The organism is Staphylococcus simulans, from assembly GCF_047037175.1.
In the GTDB taxonomy this organism is placed as follows: domain Bacteria; phylum Bacillota; class Bacilli; order Staphylococcales; family Staphylococcaceae; genus Staphylococcus; species Staphylococcus simulans_C.
Genome location: NZ_CP178241.1, coordinates 1,041,039 through 1,060,549 on the forward strand (window position 1 = coordinate 1,041,039; position 19,511 = coordinate 1,060,549).

General features: G+C 35.8%; 20 protein-coding genes. 7 read left to right on the plus strand and 13 right to left on the minus strand.

The genetic code is table 11. The features are described from left to right. The first annotated feature begins 25 nt into the window (after nt 1-25). From ACFCT9_RS05235 to ACFCT9_RS05250, 4 genes are all read left to right on the plus strand, one after another. Nucleotides 26-490 (plus strand): low molecular weight protein-tyrosine-phosphatase, encoded by a 465-nt coding sequence (locus ACFCT9_RS05235; protein WP_412521377.1) that lies wholly within the window; start codon nt 26-28, stop codon nt 488-490. A 7-nt stretch (nt 491-497) separates the two neighbouring features. Then, complete coding sequence (locus ACFCT9_RS05240) at nt 498-788, plus strand: YtxH domain-containing protein (protein ID WP_412521378.1); 291 nt, start codon at nt 498-500, stop codon at nt 786-788. Between the two features lie 128 nt (nt 789-916). Then, the gene (locus tag ACFCT9_RS05245) at nt 917-1,996 is read left to right on the plus strand and encodes a YihY/virulence factor BrkB family protein (RefSeq protein ID WP_412521379.1); all 1,080 of its coding nucleotides are present in this window, start codon (nt 917-919) and stop codon (nt 1,994-1,996) included. A 207-nt stretch (nt 1,997-2,203) separates the two neighbouring features. Next, a complete protein-coding gene (locus ACFCT9_RS05250) occupies nt 2,204-2,782 on the plus strand; it encodes a beta-class carbonic anhydrase (RefSeq protein ID WP_412521380.1) in 579 nt (192 codons plus the stop codon). A 71-nt stretch (nt 2,783-2,853) separates the two neighbouring features. On the opposite strand, the gene ACFCT9_RS05255 is transcribed toward ACFCT9_RS05250, so the two are convergent. From ACFCT9_RS05255 to map, 5 genes are all read right to left on the minus strand, one after another. After that, on the minus strand, nt 2,854-3,483 hold the full coding sequence (locus ACFCT9_RS05255) for a response regulator transcription factor (RefSeq protein WP_002481662.1): 630 nt from the start codon (nt 3,481-3,483) through the stop codon (nt 2,854-2,856). After that, nucleotides 3,473-4,516 carry a sensor histidine kinase gene (locus ACFCT9_RS05260; RefSeq protein ID WP_412521381.1) on the minus strand — a complete coding sequence of 348 codons (1,044 nt, stop codon included), beginning with the start codon at nt 4,514-4,516 and terminating at the stop codon, nt 3,473-3,475. Before ACFCT9_RS05260 ends, ACFCT9_RS05255 begins: the two co-directional genes overlap by 11 nt. After that, nucleotides 4,513-5,214: a cell wall-active antibiotics response protein LiaF gene (gene liaF / locus ACFCT9_RS05265; RefSeq protein WP_412521382.1), complete on the minus strand. Its 702-nt coding sequence runs from the start codon at nt 5,212-5,214 to the stop codon at nt 4,513-4,515. The genes ACFCT9_RS05260 and liaF overlap by 4 nt, the downstream gene beginning before the upstream one ends. A 15-nt stretch (nt 5,215-5,229) precedes the next feature. Next, nucleotides 5,230-5,625, minus strand: coding sequence for a hypothetical protein (locus tag ACFCT9_RS05270; protein WP_412521383.1), 396 nt, complete (start codon nt 5,623-5,625; stop codon nt 5,230-5,232). A gap of 115 nt (nt 5,626-5,740) precedes the next feature. After that, nucleotides 5,741-6,505 (minus strand): type I methionyl aminopeptidase, encoded by a 765-nt coding sequence (map, locus tag ACFCT9_RS05275; RefSeq protein WP_412521384.1) that lies wholly within the window; start codon nt 6,503-6,505, stop codon nt 5,741-5,743. Between the two features lie 220 nt (nt 6,506-6,725). On the opposite strand from map, the gene ACFCT9_RS05280 reads away from it, so the two are divergent. After that, the gene (locus ACFCT9_RS05280) at nt 6,726-7,712 is read left to right on the plus strand and encodes an FUSC family protein (protein WP_412521385.1); all 987 of its coding nucleotides are present in this window, start codon (nt 6,726-6,728) and stop codon (nt 7,710-7,712) included. A gap of 79 nt (nt 7,713-7,791) precedes the next feature. Here ACFCT9_RS05280 and ACFCT9_RS05285 read toward each other — a convergent pair whose 3' ends face one another. Then, the gene (locus ACFCT9_RS05285; protein WP_412521386.1) at nt 7,792-8,511 is read right to left on the minus strand and encodes a type 1 glutamine amidotransferase; all 720 of its coding nucleotides are present in this window, start codon (nt 8,509-8,511) and stop codon (nt 7,792-7,794) included. Beyond that, the gene (locus tag ACFCT9_RS05290) at nt 8,508-9,824 is read right to left on the minus strand and encodes a MurT ligase domain-containing protein (protein ID WP_412521387.1); all 1,317 of its coding nucleotides are present in this window, start codon (nt 9,822-9,824) and stop codon (nt 8,508-8,510) included. Before ACFCT9_RS05290 ends, ACFCT9_RS05285 begins: the two co-directional genes overlap by 4 nt. Nucleotides 9,825-9,987: 163 nt before the next feature. On the opposite strand from ACFCT9_RS05290, the gene ACFCT9_RS05295 reads away from it, so the two are divergent. Then, the gene (locus ACFCT9_RS05295) at nt 9,988-10,545 is read left to right on the plus strand and encodes a 3'-5' exonuclease (protein WP_412521388.1); all 558 of its coding nucleotides are present in this window, start codon (nt 9,988-9,990) and stop codon (nt 10,543-10,545) included. Nucleotides 10,546-10,584: 39 nt separating this feature from the next. On the opposite strand, the gene dinB is transcribed toward ACFCT9_RS05295, so the two are convergent. The 6 genes from dinB to gatC form a co-directional block, all read right to left on the minus strand. After that, nucleotides 10,585-11,655, minus strand: a complete 1,071-nt coding sequence (dinB, locus tag ACFCT9_RS05300; protein ID WP_412521389.1) for a DNA polymerase IV — start codon at nt 11,653-11,655, stop codon at nt 10,585-10,587. 160 nt (nt 11,656-11,815) lie between these two features. After that, the gene (gene rlmD / locus ACFCT9_RS05305; RefSeq protein WP_412521390.1) at nt 11,816-13,177 is read right to left on the minus strand and encodes a 23S rRNA (uracil(1939)-C(5))-methyltransferase RlmD; all 1,362 of its coding nucleotides are present in this window, start codon (nt 13,175-13,177) and stop codon (nt 11,816-11,818) included. 67 nt (nt 13,178-13,244) lie between these two features. Then, nucleotides 13,245-14,165: a diacylglycerol kinase gene (locus ACFCT9_RS05310; protein ID WP_412521391.1), complete on the minus strand. Its 921-nt coding sequence runs from the start codon at nt 14,163-14,165 to the stop codon at nt 13,245-13,247. A 177-nt stretch (nt 14,166-14,342) separates the two neighbouring features. Then, nucleotides 14,343-15,770 carry an Asp-tRNA(Asn)/Glu-tRNA(Gln) amidotransferase subunit GatB gene (gene gatB, locus ACFCT9_RS05315; RefSeq protein ID WP_412521392.1) on the minus strand — a complete coding sequence of 476 codons (1,428 nt, stop codon included), beginning with the start codon at nt 15,768-15,770 and terminating at the stop codon, nt 14,343-14,345. A 12-nt stretch (nt 15,771-15,782) separates the two neighbouring features. Next, the gene (gatA, locus tag ACFCT9_RS05320; protein WP_412521393.1) at nt 15,783-17,240 is read right to left on the minus strand and encodes an Asp-tRNA(Asn)/Glu-tRNA(Gln) amidotransferase subunit GatA; all 1,458 of its coding nucleotides are present in this window, start codon (nt 17,238-17,240) and stop codon (nt 15,783-15,785) included. Continuing rightward, nucleotides 17,240-17,542: an Asp-tRNA(Asn)/Glu-tRNA(Gln) amidotransferase subunit GatC gene (gene gatC, locus ACFCT9_RS05325; protein WP_412521394.1), complete on the minus strand. Its 303-nt coding sequence runs from the start codon at nt 17,540-17,542 to the stop codon at nt 17,240-17,242. The genes gatA and gatC overlap by 1 nt, the downstream gene beginning before the upstream one ends. A 387-nt stretch (nt 17,543-17,929) precedes the next feature. On the opposite strand from gatC, the gene putP reads away from it, so the two are divergent. After that, nucleotides 17,930-19,468, plus strand: coding sequence for a sodium/proline symporter PutP (gene putP / locus ACFCT9_RS05330; RefSeq protein WP_412521395.1), 1,539 nt, complete (start codon nt 17,930-17,932; stop codon nt 19,466-19,468). Nucleotides 19,469-19,511 lie beyond the last annotated feature (43 nt).

Below are 19,511 nucleotides of genomic sequence, written 5' to 3' on the forward strand. Positions count from 1 at the left end.
CTGAAAAATGTTTTGGAGGTAAAATATGACTACAGTTGCATTTGTCTGTTTAGGCAATATTTGTCGTTCTCCAATGGCTGAAGCAATCATGAAGCAACGTCTGAAAGACCGTGGTATCAAAGGTATAGAAGTATATTCACGCGGCACAGGCAGTTGGAATTTAGGCCAAACACCTCACGAAGGAACACAACGCATTTTAAATACTCACAATATACCTTTCGACGGTATGATTAGTGAACTATTTGAACCTACAGATGACTTTGACTACATCATTGCGATGGATCAAAGTAATGTAGATAATATTAAGCGTATTAATCCTGAGTTGAAGGGCCAATTATTCAAATTATTGGAATTCAGCGATATGGAAGAACAAGATGTACCTGATCCTTACTACACAAATAATTTTGAGGGTGTTTTCGATATGGTACAATCATCATGTGATAATTTAATTGATTACATTCTTAAAGACACAAATTCTAAAGAGGAGTAGATATATTATGAATAACAAATTAGTACCAGGCATTTTATTAGGCGCATTAGTTGGCGGCGCAATTACATTAGCTGACAAAAACACACGTAACGCTTTACAAAGCAGCATCCAAAACTTAAAAGAAGGTAAACGTTCAGATAGAGGACCTTCTAAATTCAGTGTTATCAAAGAAGAAGTGCTTTACTGGAAAGATGCGATTGAAGAAATCCGTCGCAACAACCCAGAATTAGAACGTGCTTTAAAAAATGCGAAAAATACGTTACAAGAACGTAAACAAAACGACAAGCACTTAAACTAATTGAAGGTTTTAAGTATCTTAAGATGAGTTGACTATAGGGATAAACTTAAGTGACATTCATTTAAGTTCTATCCCCCTTTTTTCAACTTATTGGCCCATTTAATTATAGTAATAAAGGAGTTCATGTAATGTCTCATTCTCATGAAAATGACAAAAATAGCAAAAAAGAAGGAATCCTTCAAAAAGTAAAAGAAAAGTCTGAAGGAATCACACACGAAGGACACAACAACTACGTATCGCCACAAGAATTTAAGTCAAAATCACCTAAGAAACCGAATCAGACTTTCTTTGTAGCCAGAAACAACAAGCCGGCTAAATATACGAAAGATTCTAATTTCTTTTCATTTTTAATTTACCGAATTGGTAAAGACGATGCGGCAGGTTTAGCAGCACAGCTTTCATATTACTTTATGTTATCACTATTCCCTATGTTGCTGTTCTTGCTTTCATTATTGCCATTATTCCAAATTGACAGAAATAAAATCGTCGGCATGATCGCCAAAAATGCGCCTGCTTCTACAGCAGATTTACTAACAGGCATCATAGAAGATATTATGAAAAATGCCAGCGGCAGTATTTTATCTGTTGGCTTGATTTTAGCACTATGGTCTGCCTCTAATGGTATGACTGCATTAATGAATGCATTTAACGTCGCATATGATGTTGAAGATGGCAGAAACCCAATTGTATTAAAATTAATCAGTGTGTTATTCACTGTCATTATGGGTGTCGTCTTCATTGTCGCTTTAATCTTACCCGTATTCGGTCAACAAATCGGTCATTTACTATTTGGTCCGCTCGGACTAGATAGCCAAGTCAAATGGGTATTTAGTATTTTACGATTCTTATTACCATTTATCGTGATTTTCATTTTATTCACGACACTCTATGCCCTAGCACCAAATATCAAAATTAAATTCAAATCAGTATTACCAGGTGCACTCTTCGCATCAGTAGTATGGATTCTTGGTACTGCAGCGTTTGGTTTTTATGTTTCAAACTTCGCAAACTATTCTAAAACATACGGCAGTATCGGTGGTATCATCGTATTAATGTTATGGTTATATATCACTGGTTTCATCATCATTGTAGGTGCAGAAATCAACGCAATCATTAACCAACGCAGAACATTAAAACATGAAGATTCTCTAGAGGAACGTGAATTCGAAATTTCTGACATGCAAAATCCTCACGCTGACAGAGATTAGAACTTACTTAAAGAGCAATCAACTTTGTCTTAATTCAAAGTTGATTTTGCTCTTTTTCTTTTATTTTGTTAAATTCATGTTATTATGTGATTTATTTAGGGTATGGTAATATTTGGTTAGTGACATTTTTGTGAACTAATTTTATGAAGTCAATTCATCTTGATATAACAAAACAACTAAATTCAGGATACAGGAAGTGTAAATGAGATGACATTATTAGACAGTATTTTATCTTACAATAAAGAATTTGTGGAAAACAAAGATTACGAAAACTATTCCACAAGTAAAAAACCAAACAAAAAAGCAGTATTATTCACTTGTATGGATACACGTTTACAAGACTTAGGCACAAAAGCTTTAGGTTTTAATAACGGCGATTTAAAAGTAGTTAAAAATGCAGGTGCGATTATTACGCATCCTTATGGTTCAACAATTAAAAGTTTATTAGTTGGTATTTATGCTTTAGGTGCTGAAGAAATTATTATTATGGCACATAAAGACTGCGGTATGGGCAGCTTAGATGTTGATACGGTTAAAGAAGCTATGAAAGAACGCGGTGTAACAGATGAAACCTTTGATATTATCAAACACTCTGGCGTTGATGTTGATAACTTCTTAGAAGGATTTGAGAACGCGAGTGACAATGTTAAACATAATATCGATATGCTTTATCATCACCCATTATTTGATAAAAAGGTACCTATTCATGGACTTGTAATTGATCCGCATACAGGTGAATTAGAATTAATTCAAGATGGTTATGAACTCGCAGAACAAAATAAGTAGTACATAACATCCATTTGAAACAGCAAAAAGGCAAGATTGAAAACATTTATTTTCAATCTTGCCTTTTCTATTTATTGAATTAAATCATGTTGGAAAGCATAAATTACAGCTTGCGTTCTATCTTGAACTTCAAGTTTGCTTAAAATATTACTCACATGCGTCTTAACTGTTTTAATCGTAATATGTGACGCACTGGCGATTTCTTGATTAGAATATCCTTTTGCGATAAGCAATAGAATTTCCATTTCTCTATCCGTTAATAATTCATATAACTCAGCACGTTGATTCATGCGATTACGCATTTTAACGAGTACTTCCGCTTCAAACACCGCTTCATTTCGATACGTTTTACGTATTGCTTCTGCGATATCACTCGCACTCGTTGTTTTTAAGATATAACTATCTACCCCAGCGTCTAAAGCACGATACACTTCATTATCTTCAATATAGCTTGTCAGCATCAGTACTTTAATCTGAGGTAAATCTTTTTTGATTTGCATGGTCGCTTCTACGCCATCCATATCCTCCATTAATAAATCCATCAAGATTAAATCAGGTTGCAATTCATGCGCTTTTTCAATTGCTTCTTTACCTGATTTGCCTTCCCCGACGACTTCGATATCAGGTTGTGTAGATAAATAACTTGAGATGCCGATACGAACCATTTCGTGGTCGTCGACAAACAATACTTTAATCGCCATCTTTATCCTCCTTATTCAATGGAGCCTTCACTTCTATTCTTGTCCCTGCACCTGGCAAAGATACAATATGCAGTGTTGCTCCAATTTCTAATGCTCGCTCTCGCATATTCTTCAATCCATAGCTTTTCTCCATTTTTTCATCTACATCAAAGCCTTTACCATCATCTTGAATACGCAATAACAGATAATCATCTTTATTATATAAATCAATAGTTAATTTTGTGCCTTCTGCATGTCGCAAAGTATTTGAAATACCTTCTTGCGTAATACGGAATAAATGATCCTCAATCCCTTTTGGCACTTCAAAATCCTCAATTTCATATACCACTTTCATCGGCACTTTCTTTTGTAAATCCACAACAAGGTCTTTAATCCCTTCACCTAATGAACGGTCTTTTAACCCAAGTGGTCTTAAATGCAGTAAGAGTGCACGCATTTCTAATTGTGAATCTTGAACCATTTTTTCTAGTGTCGGAATCTGCTGATCAAGCGGCGGTTCGAGGGGTGATTCCTTAATCGCCGATAACATCATACTGGCCGCAAATAATTGTTGGCTGACTGAGTCATGCAGTTCCCTTGCTAAACGTTGGCGTTCATCTTCAATTATTTTCTTAACTTTAACATCATTTAAATTATAAGTTTCATTGGTCAAATCTTGTGTCTTAATACGTAAACGATGTAATTCTTGGTTTAAAGGAACGAGTGTATGATAAATATCCAATGTTTCTTGATAAAGTTCGATGTTTTGGTCATTAATACCGACAACTTCACCTTCAATGGAATGTTCAATTTGTGTCTTAATCCAATCATTTTGTTCGTTCACTTTATAAGCTAACACAGAACCGACAATAATACTCATCAAAATGACTATAATATTTAAAAACAAGAAAACAGGAATGCCGAAAATTTGCGTGTAAAACATTCCCTGGAAATAGATAATATTAACAAATACTTTGTCTATAAAAAAGAAAACCGCTAAAATACTATAGTTCAATATCAGCATTGAACCGATGGCTCTGATATAGTGGTTCATCGATAAACCACCTCAACATCACCAATAAATGTTGAAGTATAAATATTGATATTATAATTTTCTTCTTTCGTTTCTTCTGTCATTTGAATATGGTTATTCTCAATCTTCACCGTATTATGATTCACGGTCGCATTGCCGTAAAATGCGGCTGCATGCAGATTGATGTTGTAATTCATCGGCACAATAATTTGAATTTTACCAATGAAATGTCTAATCACAATCGTGTTATTTTCTTTGATATTTGCTGCCTTCGTTAAATCAATATGGACATCGCCGATACCGTGTTGAATTTGCAAGTCTTCCCATTTATAAACATAAACAGGTGTTCTTTGGTTACCGAACCATTTTTGTTTAATAAATTGTGGAGACGTGACTTCTTCGTCAGAAGCAATAATCTTCATCGGTTTAAATTTAAAGACGATATAACGAATAATAATCAGCACTAAGAAAATAAACAGAATAATAATCGTATATTTGTTAGAGAGCAATGTAAAGGCAATCATCAATACCCCAATCCAAAAGGCTAGAAGCCCTCTGACTTTGTGGAAATAAAGATAACCGATATACATTAAGATAATCCCTAATAATAATACGAGGATAAAGCCGATTTTCTCAAAAAAGATATAGTAAAAATTGGCTATAATCATTAATGCTGTAAAGATAATCAACATCTCGGTCGAGATATATTTATTGGTCATGTTTCGCCACCTTTTCTATGCAACTAAACTCATTTGTGCAATCATATCACATTCTCTTTCAAGTGTAATTCGTGTTTTATTTTGCTCAGATAAATCTGCTTCAATTCTTGCACAATCTGACTCTGCTTCATTTAAGTCATGCATCAACGCAGATAACTCTGCATTATTAATGTTTTCCATGCGTTGTACATTACTGATTTGATATTGATCCATCAAATCGATGTATTTATTTTCTACTTCAGCTGTCAATTGTTCAATATATGCAACGATGTTTTGTCTTTTACGGTTTAAATATGTGATGTATTGTTTAGTTGAATATAACTTTCTGTTTAAATGCACTTGGCAGTTCGTAATACTGTATTTAACTGTATTATGATAAAGTTTGTCTAAATAAATTGCTATGATATTCATGGAATCACCTCATTTATGATTAATTCCATTATAAAATAATTCCAGAGGCCTCACGATAGGCTCTGGAACCATTTTACTTTCATACTTTAGTCCTAATCCCTCTTATACCCAGGAACTATTTATCTGAATCGTCGATTTTAGTTGTTAATAATGGGCCATCTTTCGTCACAATAACAGTATGTTCGATTTGTGCAACATAGCTTTTATCACTTGTTTCAAATGCCCATTCATTTTTACCTTCAGTTACAAACGTCGCATTAGATGAAATGAAAGGTTCTACCGCGATAACAGTCCCTTCTTTTAACAACGTTTTATCTTTAGGGTCATAATAGTTTAAAACATAATTAGGTGCTTCATGTAATGAGCTGCCTACCCCATGGCCAGTTAAGTTGCGAATAACTTTCAAGTCATTTTTACGTGCAGTCGCATGTACTGCTTTACCGATTTGGCTTAATTTGCTGCCTGGTTTGATTTTTTTCATCGCGTTATCAAATGCTTCTTCAGCTACTTCGCAAACTTTTTGTTTCATTGGGTCACTTGGTTCACCCACTACAAATGAAATACCTGTATCTGCATAGTAACCATTTTTCAATGCTGAAACGTCAATATTGACTAAATCCCCTTCGCGAATTTTACGTTTACTTGGAATACCATGTGCTACTTCTTCATTAACACTGATACAAGTTTGACCAGGGAAGTTTTCATCATGGATAGGTGCAGATAATGCGCCATGTTCCTCAAATAAATCTTTAGCAATATTATCTAATTCTTTAGTTGTCACACCTGGTTTTGTTGCTTCTTGCATTGTGTCTCTGACTAATGCGCAAATATATCCGATTTCTTTTAAACCATTTAATTCTTCTTCTGTTTTTACAATCATGTGAGATCCCTTTCCTTATTCAATAATTATTAATGCAGCGCATATGCGCTCTACATGTCTCATTATGATACCAAATTATCATAATTAACACTCATTCTTTCTTATTATAGCAAAAAATGTTTGTTATACTAAATTTGTAAGAAGCAGTTCATAACTTTATAACTGCAAATGGAACTATGTTGCAACGATGTTGCCGACATCAAGTGAGGTAAATTTTTTTATGACACAAGACAAATGGTATCGCAAAATTATAGGCGCAAGAACAATTAAAACTGGCCTTGCCACCTTTTTGACAGCCTTCTTTTGTATGGCACTCAATCTTAACCCGATTTATGCCACTTTAACCGCCATTGTCACCATTGAACCAACTGCCAAAGCATCACTCAAAAAAGGCTATAAACGTTTGCCTGCTACTGTCATTGGTGCACTCTTAGCGGTACTTTTTACGTATATCTTCAGTGATAAATCAGCGCTCGCATATGCGATGAGTGCGACCTGTACGATTTTTATTTGTGCTAAATTAAAGTTGCACGATGGGATTACAGTCGCTACTTTAACCGCAATGGCGATGATACCTGGTATTGGAGACCATTATTTCTTCAATTTCTTCTCGCGCTTATTAACTGCTGTGATTGGATTGGTAACAGCTGGATTAGTAAACTTAATTGTGCTGCCACCTAAATATTACCATCAAGTTGCGCAAAATGCGCAAACGGTTGAGAAAGATATGTATCATCTCTATAGCCAACGCTTAAAAGAAATAGTAAATGAAAAATTCAATTCACCTAAAACCAATCAAAAACTAGAAAAATTACTCTCAGCCATCTTGCGCGTAGATACATTAATTCGCTATCAAAAAGATGAGCTAGAATATCATAAAGATCAAGAAGACTGGATGAAACTGAAAGCACTCTCTAATCGTGCGCATACAGACCGCCTGTTTATCACACATTTATCTAATATTGTATATCTGCCTAAAAACACAAAGTTTCACTTTACCAAAGCTGAACAGACAGCTATTTTAAATATCGCAGAAAGCATCGATGAAATTATTGAGACTGGCGGATTTGAACGTGTGGATGAAGATGCTGAAATATTAAAACGCAGTGTTATTCGTTTAGATGAATTTGAAAAACAACAAGTCAAAAGCCATATCATTTACGAGATACTCATGACGTACCGCATTTTAGATGAACGTTATGCTTAACAGAAAAGGTCATTTTTTGAAAACCAATTCAAAAAATGACCTTTTTATTGATGTGCTTGTTTTCTAACTATGCACCTTATTATTTATTTTCAAAGCGATCGACAATGGCTTGTTTAGCCGCTTCTTCTTCTGTATTATCCAATTGACGCGGTTCAAATGGAATGCCTTTACGTACACAAGCTTGTTCTAACAAGTAATCTGTAATCTCGTGGTTCTTAGGCAAAATCGGTCCATGGAGATAAGTACCTAATAAGTTTTTGTAATGAATGCCTTCTTTACCATCTTCCTCGTTATTACCAAATCCATGTGTCACTTTGCCTAAGGTATCAAAATTATGATACGTTCTGCCGCCATGATTTTCAAAGCCGACAATCGTGCCAAACGTGTCGCTTTCAATGACAATGTCACCCGTCAAACGTTCTTTTTTAGATTGCGTGTAAAAATCTAAGATACCTAAACCTTCAAGTTCAGTACCATCTGGCGTAATATATTTGTTGCCTAAGAATTGATAACCGCCGCAAATCGTTAAACCAGGCATACCCGCTTCAATCGCAGCTTTCAATTTACTTTTGATTTTGCTTAATTCTTTAGTCGCAAGTGCTTGTTCACGGTCACTGCCGCCACCGATAAAGAAGATATCGCAATCATCAAATGTTACACCTTCTGTTTCATTGACTTCTACAACATTCAATTTAATATTGCGCCATTTTGCACGTTGTTTTAAAGCGATGATATTACCGATATCGCTATATAAGTTTAATTTATCTGTCATAAAATGATATAACGTTAATTCATTCATCTTTGTTCCCTCATTTCAAACGAACGGTTTAATTGCTCTAACATCGGCGCAAGTGATGTATAGTTTGGAATCGCAACAGTCTTACTTGGATAATCCATTGTTTTAGCTGTTGCTTTATAAATATCACGTTCTACGATAACTGGTACGTTAACTTCTGCAAGTTTTAATCGTAATTGTAATTCTTCCGCTCGGTTACCTGTTACAACAATAGCTTCGATATCTTGCTCACTTAATTTTTCAAAGTCTGCATCATAAATCCATGAAATATCTCGGCCATCTGCCGCATTGTCATTTAAACTGATGACATAAACTTTTTTCCCTTCAAGTTGTTCACCCATAGAAAGACTGGCATTCATACCTGCTGGGTTCTTAGCTAAGTTAATCATCGCTTCTTTCGCACCAGATTTGAAATACTGCATACGTCCGTTATCAGATGTATAAGTTTCAAAACCTTTACGGATAGATTCATCATTTAAACCTAATTCACGTAATACACTATACGCCGCAATCGCGTTATAAGCATTGAAATCTCCCGCAATTTTCATATCAAACGTTGTATCGCCAATCGTTAAATGAATAAAAGGTGATACCGTAAATTTTGAAACTTCATATTTCGGTTGTTCACGCTTAAAGCCACATTCACAATGATAATGACCGATTTGGTTATAGTGAATATAATCATACACTAATAAGCGACCACAGTTCGGGCAATATTTACTTTCATTCATTGTACTTTGCTCAAACTCATGGACATGTGCTTTCATCCCATAATATACATTAGATTCACTCGCAATTTTCAATCGGCTGACAAATGGGTCATCAGCGTTCAATAAAAGTTTAATTCCTTTATGACTGATGGCATCTGCGATGTTGTTCACCATAATATCAATTTCTCCAAAACGATCCATTTGATCACGGAAGAAGTTTGTGAAGACCATCATTGTCGGCGTCATTTCTTTGAGCACTCTAGGAATAGAACCTTCATCAATTTCAATAATCGCAATTTTAGTATCTGGTTTAGATTGAACGATGAATGCAGAAGTAATCCCTGCAGCCATATTCGCACCTTCATTATTATGGATGATTTGTATATTGTTGGCCTTTAATGTATGGCCGATTAAATTCGAAGTTGTTGTTTTACCATTCGTACCACTAATAAATACAACATCATCGACTTGTTCTGCTAAATTTCTTAATATGTTTTTATCAATTCTTCTGGCTACTTGACCTGGCAGATCTGTACCGCGTTTACCTGCAGCTCTGCTGGCTTTACGCGCTAATTTGGCTAAGTTGATCGCCGTCCATTGTCTCATTCGCTTCACTCCTCTAAATATCAACCTGAATAATTATAACATGTCTCAGACTTTAATTAAAAATAAACTATATCTCGTTATTAAAGCAAACACTTGACTCACGTGCACCAATCCATTAAGATTTTACTACTTATTCAAAACACTAAGAAAGGTCGTATAACTTTTGAACACAAGCAATTCATTTGTTGCGTTGGACTTTGAAACCGCAAACGGTAAGCGAACAAGTATTTGTTCTGTCGGCATGGTTAAAGTGGTTGAAAATGAAATCGTTGAAACGTTCTATACATTGGTAAATCCTAAAGATTACTTTTCACAACAAAATATTAATGTCCACGGGATTAAACCTGAAGACGTTGAAACCGCACCTGACTTCAACTTTGTCTTGCCTTATATGATGCAATTTATTGATAATTTACCAGTTGTTGCGCATAATGCGGCATTCGATATGACCGCCATGCATGCCAGCATTCAGGCCTTAGGTTTACAAACGCCAAATATGACATATTTCTGTTCTTTACAATTAGCACGTAGAACAATTAATAATCAACGCTATGGATTAAAATATATGATGGACTATTATCATCTTGATTTTCATGGCCACCATGATGCATTAAATGATGCGAAAGCCTGTGCCATGATTACATTCAGATTGTTGAAGCACTATAATAGTTTATCGGATATGTTAGCAGTTTATGGCAAAAATTTAATAGATAAAGGATAACCGATTGAACTAAAACAACCTATTCAATCGGTTATTGCTTTATATGAAATCATATATCGACATATTTTGATATTCCGTTTTCTCTAGATTTCCGACTGTCACACCAATCAGTCGTATCGGTACTTCAGGATCTTTCAGCTCATTATAAAGTGCATAAGCAATGTTATATATATCTATCTCATTTCGAATCGGATCTCTTAAACTACGTTGTTTAGATAATGTTTCAAATTGATAGGTTTTAATTTTAACAGTTACTGTTTTGCCAGACTTTTGTATACGGTTTAAACGTTCTGCAGTCTTCTCACTTAACTCTCTCACTTTCAATAAAATTTCATCATCATCATTTACATCAGTCGAAAATGTTCTTTCCGTTCCCACAGATTTTCGTATACGATGCGCCTTCACTATATTGGTACCGCGACCTCTGGCCTTTTCATATAAACCGTGACCCCTTTTGCCAAAAATCCGTACCAATTCACGTTCATCTTTATCATATAAATCTTTACCGTTATAGATATCATGTTCATGCATAATTGCTTTAGTTGCTTTGCCGACTCCGGGGAAACCACCAATATCTAAGTTCATGAGGATGTCATGAACGTTTTGGTAATTAATAATCATCATGCCGTTTGGTTTATTCATACCACTTGCGAGTTTGGCGAGGAATTTGTTGTAGGAGATACCGGCGGAAGCAGTTAATCCTGTCTTCTCCCAAATATCATTTCGAATATATTGCGCGATTGTTGAGGCTGGCAAATCAGGACGAACAAGATGTGTAATATCCAAATAGGCTTCATCTAGTGATAAAGGTTCTACCACTTCTGTATAACTCTTAAAGATATCCATAATTTCTTTAGAGGTTGCTTTGTAAGCTTCAAAGCGCGGCTGAATATAATAACCATTGGGACAGAGTTTATGGGCTTGAGCCATCGGCATTGCTGAATGGACGCCATATTTTCTAGCCTCATAAGATGCTGTCGACACCACACCACGTCCACTGGCCTTTCCTCCGACAATAACAGGCTTCCCCCTCAATTTAGGATTATCTCTCACTTCTACTTGCGCATAGAAATAATCCATATCAATATGCACGATTCGTCGTTCATCCATTTTCCTCACCTCGCTTTGTATGTATGTTTTACTCTATTATAAAGCATCTTGTCTAGGTTTTCGGTAGTGCTGTTTCAGACAGATTTAACTCTATTTTTTAACAAGCAAAACGAGGCATCTTATTAAAGGCACCTCGTTCTCTTTAATTTATATTTTTTGTTTATGTTCTTTCAAACAATGCCACTGTCTCAATATGTGTTGTTTGCGGGAACATATCGACAGGTGTGATTTCTTTTAAGTCATAGTTTTGGGCAAGAATTTGGGCATCGCGTTGTTGTGTTGCTGGGTTACAAGAAATGTAGACAATACGTTTAGGATTGAGTTCTAGTAATGTATTTAAAAATGTTTCATCACAACCCTTACGTGGTGGATCGACCATCACAACATCTGGCTGAATACCTTGTTGTTTCCAGTCGAGAATCACAGATTCAGCTTTACCGCAAACGAAAGTTGTATTGTCATAACCATTTAATTGCGCATTTTTCTTCGCATCTTCAATCGCCGCAGGTACGACTTCAACACCATAGACATGTTTCGCTTTATCTGCCATATATAGTCCAATCGTACCGATACCGCAATATGTATCAAGTACGACTTCTTCGCCTGTTAATTGTGCATAATTCATCGCTTGATCATATAGCTTAATCGTTTGTGATGAATTGATTTGATAGAATGATTGATCGCTGATTTCAAATTCAACTGTATCCAACGCATCGATAATTTCATCTTTACCATACAGTGTTTTAGAAGTTTTACCCATAATCACATTAGAATGCGTTTCATTGATATTTTGAATGACACTCTTAATATTCGGCATCGCATTAACCAATTTTTCAATGATGGGTTTTGCTTGTTTGAATTTCTTACCATTCGTCACAAAAATAATCATGACTTCACGTGAAAAATGACCTACACGAATAATCACATGACGTAATAAACCGCTTTTTTGTTTTTCATCATAAATAGAAACGTTATAGTCATTGAGTAATGCACGGATTGAACGCATTAATTGATTTTGTATACTGTCTTGAATAATACATTCATCCATATCAATAATATCGTGACTGCGTTGGCGATAGAAGCCCATCATCGGTTCACTTTCTTTGTTTAAACCAACAGGTATTTGAGATTTATTACGATAGTTCCATGGATTCATCATGCCAATTGTGTCATTGATAACTGTGTCTTCAAATTTGCCTTTACGATGGAATAAATTTACCACTTGATTACGTTTCATTGTTAATTGTGCGTTGTAATCCAAATGTTGAAGTTGACACCCCCCGCATTTGTCATAGTAAACACATGGAGGCATCACACGTTCAGCACTTTCTTTATGAATCTCTAAGAGTTTACCAATCGCAAAGTTCTTGTTTACCTTGATTAATTTGTATTTGATTTCCTCACTAGGCAGGGCATTGGGCACAAATACGGGATAACGCTCAATTTTCACGACACCGTGTCCTTCATGTGTTAAATCTATAACCTCACTTGTAAAGATTTGATTTTTCTTTAATGTTTCCACGCTTTAACCTCCATAGAAAAAAGGTCAGGCTTGTGATTAAGTCCTAACCTTTCTTCAGCTTACTTCTCTAATCTTGTTCAATTAATTCTTTATTATCGACATTGGCTGGTGTATAAACTTCAATATGCTGCTTTAAATTTAAGAAATTGGCTGGCAATTGTCCGCCATATTCACCATCTACGTTTAAAGGCATTTGTTCAAAAGATGATACATTGACAGATTTTGCTATTTCATATGTGACTTTTGGATGTTTAATATGTTCCCCTCTTGAAGCTAAAGTCATAATATGACCTAATTCTGCCAAATTCGCTTTTTCTACGATAATCAATGTGAAATAACCATCATCTAATTTCGCATCTGGCACTAATTTTTCAAAACCTGCCATAGAATTTGTCAGTCCAAGTAAGAATAACAAAATTTCACCTTGGAAGACTTTTTGATCATATTCAATGCGAACATCCACATTTTTCATTTGCGGCAACATTTCCATCCCTTTGATGTAATACGCAAAGGGTCCAACAAATGTTTTTAATTTACTTGAAGTTTCATAAGAGACTTCAGTAATACGTCCGCCAGCAGCTAGATTAATAAAGTAACGGCTATTCATCTTGCCGATATCAACTTTAACCGTATGTCCTTTAATAATCACATCAACCGCACTTAAAATATCAGTCGGCAAGTGCAAGGCACGACCAAAATCATTGACCGTTCCCATTGGGATGACACCGATTTTTGGACGATTCGGATGTTCTGCGATACCATTAATGACTTCGTTTAATGTACCGTCACCACCAGCAACGATGAGCATTTCATATTCTTCATGCAGTGCACGTTTTGCTTCTATCGTCGCATCTCCTGCTTTTTGTGTAGCATATGCGCTTGTTTCAAATCCTGCTTGTTCCATTTTAATCAAGACTTCTGGAAGCATTTTTTTAAACAATTCCTTGCCTGAAGTCGGATTATAAATAATTCTAGCTCGTTTTCTCATAAATAATCCCTCATCATTTTTACTCATTTTCAATTTTAAATGATTTCCGCTTCAGTTGAAAGTATTAATGGTTGAAATCAATGAAATTCGTTTCTATAGGCTTCCCTCACGCTTTTCTGCACATATAAAAATGCAGTGAATACACGATCTGTACTCACTGCAAATTCATCTCAAAAATTAGCGTTTATCTAATTCTTGTTGTAATAATTTATTAACGATTTGTGGGTTCGCTTGACCTTTAGACGCTTTCATAATTTGACCGACTAAGAAGCCTTTCGCACGACCTTTACCGTTTTTGAAGTCTTCAACAGATTGCGGGTTATTATCTAATGCTTCAGTTACGAAGTTTAATAATACTGACTCATCTGAGATTTGAACCAAACCTTTATCTTCCATGATTTGTTTCGCATCTCCACCGTTTTCAGCTAATTCTGGGAAGACTTTTTTCGCGATTTTACTGCTCATTGTGCCGTCTTCAATTAACTTAATCATACCCGCTAAGTTTTCTGGTGTTAATTTCGTATCTTGAAGTTCAACTTGGTTTTTGTTCAAGTACTCGTTAACGCCGCCCATTAACCAGTTAGAAGTTAATTTAACGTCTGCACCTTGTTCAACCGCTTCTTCGAAGAAATCAGACATTTCTTTAGTCAATGTTAAAACATGCGCATCATACGCAGGTAATCCGAATTCTTCTACATATTTTTTCTTACGTACGTCTGGTAATTCTGGGATTGTTTGACGTACACGTTCTTTCCAAGCTTCGTCAACGTATAAAGGTACGATGTCTGGCTCTGGGAAGTAACGATAATCATCTGAACCTTCTTTGACACGCATTAAGATAGTTTTACCCGTTGATTCATCAAAACGACGTGTTTCTTGAAGTACTTCACCGCCATTTAATAATTCTTCTTCTTGGCGTTTTTCTTCATATTCTAAACCTTTACGTACATAGTTGAATGAGTTCAAGTTTTTCAATTCAGCTTTCGTACCGAATTCTTCTTGACCATATGGACGTAATGAAATGTTGGCATCACAACGTAATGAACCTTCTTCCATTTTACCGTCAGATACGCCAGTATATTGGATAATTGAGCGTAATTTTTCAAGGTAAGCATATGCTTCTTGAGGTGAACGGATATCTGGTTCAGATACGATTTCGATTAACGGCGTACCTTGACGGTTTAAGTCTACTAATGAATAACCGTCTTTATGTGTTGATTTACCCGCATCTTCTTCCATGTGAAGACGTGTAATACCAATACGTTTTGTTTCGCCGTCTACTTCGATATCAATGTAACCATGTTCCCCGATAGGTTGGTCAAATTGTGAAATCTGGTAAGCTTTCGGGTTATCTGGATAGAAATAGTTTTTACGATCGAATTTAGATTCAGTCGCAATTTCCATGTTTAAAGCCATTGCAGCACGCATTGCCCAGTCAACGGCACGTTCATTAACAACTGGAAGCACACCAGGGTATGCTAAGTCGATCACATTCGTATTTGTGTTTGGTTCTGCTCCGAAATGTGCTGGTGATGGAGAGAACATTTTAGAATCTGTTTTCAGTTCAACGTGGACCTCTAGTCCAATGACTGTTTCAAAATGCATCATTAACACTCCTTATAAATTTTGATATGCATCATGTAAGTTGTATTGTTGTTCGAATTGATGTGCGACACGGTAAAGTGTTTTCTCATCAAATGGTTTGCCGATAAACTGTAATCCGATCGGTCTGTTATTAGTTTGTCCGCAAGGTATTGAAATACCTGGTAAGCCGGCAAGGTTAACTGGAGTAGTTAATAAGTCGTTTGCATACATTGTCAACGGATCATTGATTTCTTCACCTAAGTTGAAGGCAGCAGTTGGTGTTGTAGGACCAACGACTACGTCATAGTTTTCGAATACTTTGTCGAAGTCTTGACGAATCAACGTTCTGACTTTTTGTGATTTTTTGTAGTATGCATCGTAATAACCTGAACTTAATGCGAAAGTACCAAGTAAAATACGACGTTTTACTTCTTTACCGAAGCCTTCACTACGTGAGAATTTATATAGTTCTTCTAATGTTTTTGCTTCTTTTGAATGATAACCATAACGAATACCATCGAAACGAGATAAGTTAGAAGATGCTTCAGATGATGCGATAACATAGTAAGATGGAATACCATAACCAGTGTTTGGTAATGATACTTCTTCTACAATCGCACCTTCACCTTCTAAAATTTCAACAGCGTTACGTACAGCTGCTTTTACTTCATCAGATACACCTTCACCTAAGTATTCTTTAGGTAAAGCAATTTTCATACCTTTGATATCTTTACCGATATCTGAAGTAAAGTCATTATCTTCAACTGGTGCACTTGTAGAATCATGTTTATCTACACCTACAATTGTTTCTAAAACAATTGCGTTATCTTTAACAGTACGTGTTAAAGGTCCGATTTGGTCTAATGATGATGCGAACGCAACTAAACCAAAACGAGATACACGGCCATATGTCGGTTTCATACCAACAATACCGCAATATGCTGCTGGTTGACGAATTGATCCGCCAGTATCTGAACCTAATGAGAACGGTACTAAACCAGCTGCAACTGCTGCTGCTGAACCGCCTGATGATCCGCCAGGAACAGCTTTATGATCGAATGGGTTAACTGTTTTCTTGAAGTAAGAAGTTTCAGTTGAACCACCCATTGCAAATTCGTCCATGTTTAATTTACCGATTAAAACTGCATTTTCATCATGTAATTTTTTCATAACTGTTGATTCATAAATCGGTACAAAGCCTTCTAACATTTTACTTGCACATGTTGTTTCAAGACCTTCAGTGATAATGTTATCTTTGATACCCATTGGGATACCGAAGAGTTTACCTTCCATTTGGTCTTTCGCTTGCAATTCATCCAGCTCTTCAGCTTTCTTCATTGCATTCTCTTTATCTAAAGCTAAGAATGATTTAATTGTCGGATCTGTTTCTTCAATTGCATCATAAATATCTTTTACAACTTCAGAAGGTTTAATTTCTTTGTTCTTAATCATTTCGCTTAACTTTTCAACTGATTCATAACGAATAGACATTACGCATCCTCCCCGTTGATAACTGATGGTACTTTGAATTGACCATCTTCTGTTTCTTTTGCATTTTTGAGCGCAAGCTCTTGAGGAATGCCTTTAACTGCTTTATCCTCTCTTAATACATTTTGTAAATCTAATACGTGATACGTTGGTTCTACATCGCTTGTATCAGCTGTATCGATTTGTTGGGCAAAGTTTAGGATTGTTTCTAATGTGTCTTGCATTTCTGTTGTTTCCTCTGGTGAAATATGAAGTCTAGACAAATTTGCAATATGTTCAACTTCTTCACGTGATACTCTAGCCATTAATGAACTGCCTCCTTATTAATACTTCATCATAAAATTGTATCAAAAAAACTGTCAAAAATCTAAATTTTTTAGTCCAAAATACCTATATATCAGGTAATGACTCCCCTTTAACTTAATCATTCTGAACTTCAATTGCAAATCATTCCCTTTAAATTAATGAATAGTTTAATGTATTGTGTAGCTTTATTCATTTACCGTTATAAAAATACTACTGATACACTTTAAAGCATTGAAACCCCTTACAACCTAAAACCCACTAAAAATCCCACTGTTATGCGATTTTTTATTTAAGAATGTTATAAAATAAGTATTCCCTTTTTTCAGAATTGTTGTATAATAATGCGTATACATTGAACCATCAATGAGAAAAAGGGGGAAACCACGATGTTTATTATAGGTACTTCAGTGAGTAACCAAATCGATGCTGACTGGCAGACGTACATCATGATTGGTGTATACTTTTTAATTCTAGTCATCATTGGTATCTACGGTTACAAACAGTCAACGGGAAATTTAAGCGAATACATGTTGGGAGGCCGAAACATCGGCCCGTACATTACAGCGCTGTCAGCCGGAGCTTCTGATATGAGCGGCTGGATGATTATGGGATTGCCTGGTTCTGTCTATGAGACAGGATTATCAGCAATTTGGATTACTATCGGTTTAACACTGGGAGCATATTTAAATTACTTTATTGTTGCACCAAGATTACGTGTTTACACAGAAATTGCAGGCAATGCGATTACCTTGCCAGACTTTTTCAAAAACAGATTAGACGATCATTCCAATATCATTAAGATTATTTCTGGTCTGATTATTGTTGTTTTCTTTACGTTATATACACATTCCGGATTTGTATCTGGAGGTAAATTATTTGAAACCGCATTCGGATTGAACTATCGATACGGCTTGATTATGGTAGCTGTTATCGTTATTTTTTACACTTTTTTAGGCGGTTACTTAGCTGTCTCAATCACTGACTTCTTTCAAGGTGTCATTATGTTGGTTGCGATGGTTATGGTTCCAATCGTCGCTTTATTAAAATTGAATGGTTGGGATACCTTCAACCAAATCGCAGATATGAAACCTACGAACTTGGACTTGTTCAGAGGGACAACTGTATTAGGGATTATTTCACTCTTCTCATGGGGCTTAGGTTATTTTGGACAACCTCACATTATCGTACGTTTTATGTCTATCAAATCATTTAAGTTATTACCTATCGCACGTCGTGTCGGCATCTTATGGATGGCTGTTGGACTCGCGGGTGCATGTTTAGTCGGTTTAACTGGTATCGCATTTGTGCCTGATTATCACATCACAATTCATGATCCAGAAACATTATTTATTATTATGAGTCAGATTTTATTCCATCCATTAGTTGGTGGCTTTCTACTCGCAGCTATTCTAGCAGCAATTATGAGCACGATTTCATCACAATTGTTAGTAACATCAAGTTCATTAACTGAAGACTTCTACAAACTCATCCGCGGTAAAAAAGCCAATGCTGAAAAGCATGAGAAAGAGTTCGTATTAGTCGGTCGTTTAAGTGTTATGGCTGTGGCAATTGTCGCTATTTGGATTGCATGGTCTCCTAACGACACAATTTTGAACTTAGTCGGTAACGCTTGGGCAGGATTTGGGGCATCATTTAGTCCACTTGTCTTGTTCTCACTATACTGGAAAGGTTTAACAAGAGCCGGTGCAGTGAGCGGTATGATTGCCGGTGCAGTTACAGTCATTATTTGGATTGTCTTTATTAAACCAATGGCTGATATTTCAGAGTTCTTCGGCATGTATGAAATTATTCCAGGCTTTATTATGAGTGTCATTGTCACATACCTTGTCAGCAAATTTACGAAAAAACCAAGTATACGTACCGTTAATGAATTAGATGAAGTTAAACACATTTTGCATAGTTAAAAATCATCATATTAAGCATAAACTAAGGGCAGGAACTTTTGTT

What these genes read in the sequence shown, in the direction of transcription:
- ACFCT9_RS05235 (WP_412521377.1), top strand. Translation starts at nt 26, where the DNA reads ATGACTACAGTTGCATTTGTCTGTTTAGGCAATATTTGTCGTTCTCCA.
- ACFCT9_RS05240 (WP_412521378.1), top strand. Translation starts at nt 498, where the DNA reads ATGAATAACAAATTAGTACCAGGCATTTTATTAGGCGCATTAGTTGGC.
- ACFCT9_RS05245 (WP_412521379.1), top strand. Translation starts at nt 917, where the DNA reads ATGTCTCATTCTCATGAAAATGACAAAAATAGCAAAAAAGAAGGAATC.
- ACFCT9_RS05250 (WP_412521380.1), top strand. Translation starts at nt 2,204, where the DNA reads ATGACATTATTAGACAGTATTTTATCTTACAATAAAGAATTTGTGGAA.
- ACFCT9_RS05255 (WP_002481662.1), bottom strand. Translation starts at nt 3,483, where the DNA reads ATGGCGATTAAAGTATTGTTTGTCGACGACCACGAAATGGTTCGTATC.
- ACFCT9_RS05260 (WP_412521381.1), bottom strand. Translation starts at nt 4,516, where the DNA reads ATGAACCACTATATCAGAGCCATCGGTTCAATGCTGATATTGAACTAT.
- liaF (WP_412521382.1), bottom strand. Translation starts at nt 5,214, where the DNA reads ATGACCAATAAATATATCTCGACCGAGATGTTGATTATCTTTACAGCA.
- ACFCT9_RS05270 (WP_412521383.1), bottom strand. Translation starts at nt 5,625, where the DNA reads ATGAATATCATAGCAATTTATTTAGACAAACTTTATCATAATACAGTT.
- map (WP_412521384.1), bottom strand. Translation starts at nt 6,505, where the DNA reads ATGATTGTAAAAACAGAAGAAGAATTAAATGGTTTAAAAGAAATCGGA.
- ACFCT9_RS05280 (WP_412521385.1), top strand. Translation starts at nt 6,726, where the DNA reads ATGACACAAGACAAATGGTATCGCAAAATTATAGGCGCAAGAACAATT.
- ACFCT9_RS05285 (WP_412521386.1), bottom strand. Translation starts at nt 8,511, where the DNA reads ATGAATGAATTAACGTTATATCATTTTATGACAGATAAATTAAACTTA.
- ACFCT9_RS05290 (WP_412521387.1), bottom strand. Translation starts at nt 9,824, where the DNA reads ATGAGACAATGGACGGCGATCAACTTAGCCAAATTAGCGCGTAAAGCC.
- dinB (WP_412521389.1), bottom strand. Translation starts at nt 11,655, where the DNA reads ATGGATGAACGACGAATCGTGCATATTGATATGGATTATTTCTATGCG.
- ACFCT9_RS05310 (WP_412521391.1), bottom strand. Translation starts at nt 14,165, where the DNA reads ATGAGAAAACGAGCTAGAATTATTTATAATCCGACTTCAGGCAAGGAA.
- gatB (WP_412521392.1), bottom strand. Translation starts at nt 15,770, where the DNA reads ATGCATTTTGAAACAGTCATTGGACTAGAGGTCCACGTTGAACTGAAA.
- gatA (WP_412521393.1), bottom strand. Translation starts at nt 17,240, where the DNA reads ATGTCTATTCGTTATGAATCAGTTGAAAAGTTAAGCGAAATGATTAAG.
- gatC (WP_412521394.1), bottom strand. Translation starts at nt 17,542, where the DNA reads ATGGCTAGAGTATCACGTGAAGAAGTTGAACATATTGCAAATTTGTCT.
- putP (WP_412521395.1), top strand. Translation starts at nt 17,930, where the DNA reads ATGTTTATTATAGGTACTTCAGTGAGTAACCAAATCGATGCTGACTGG.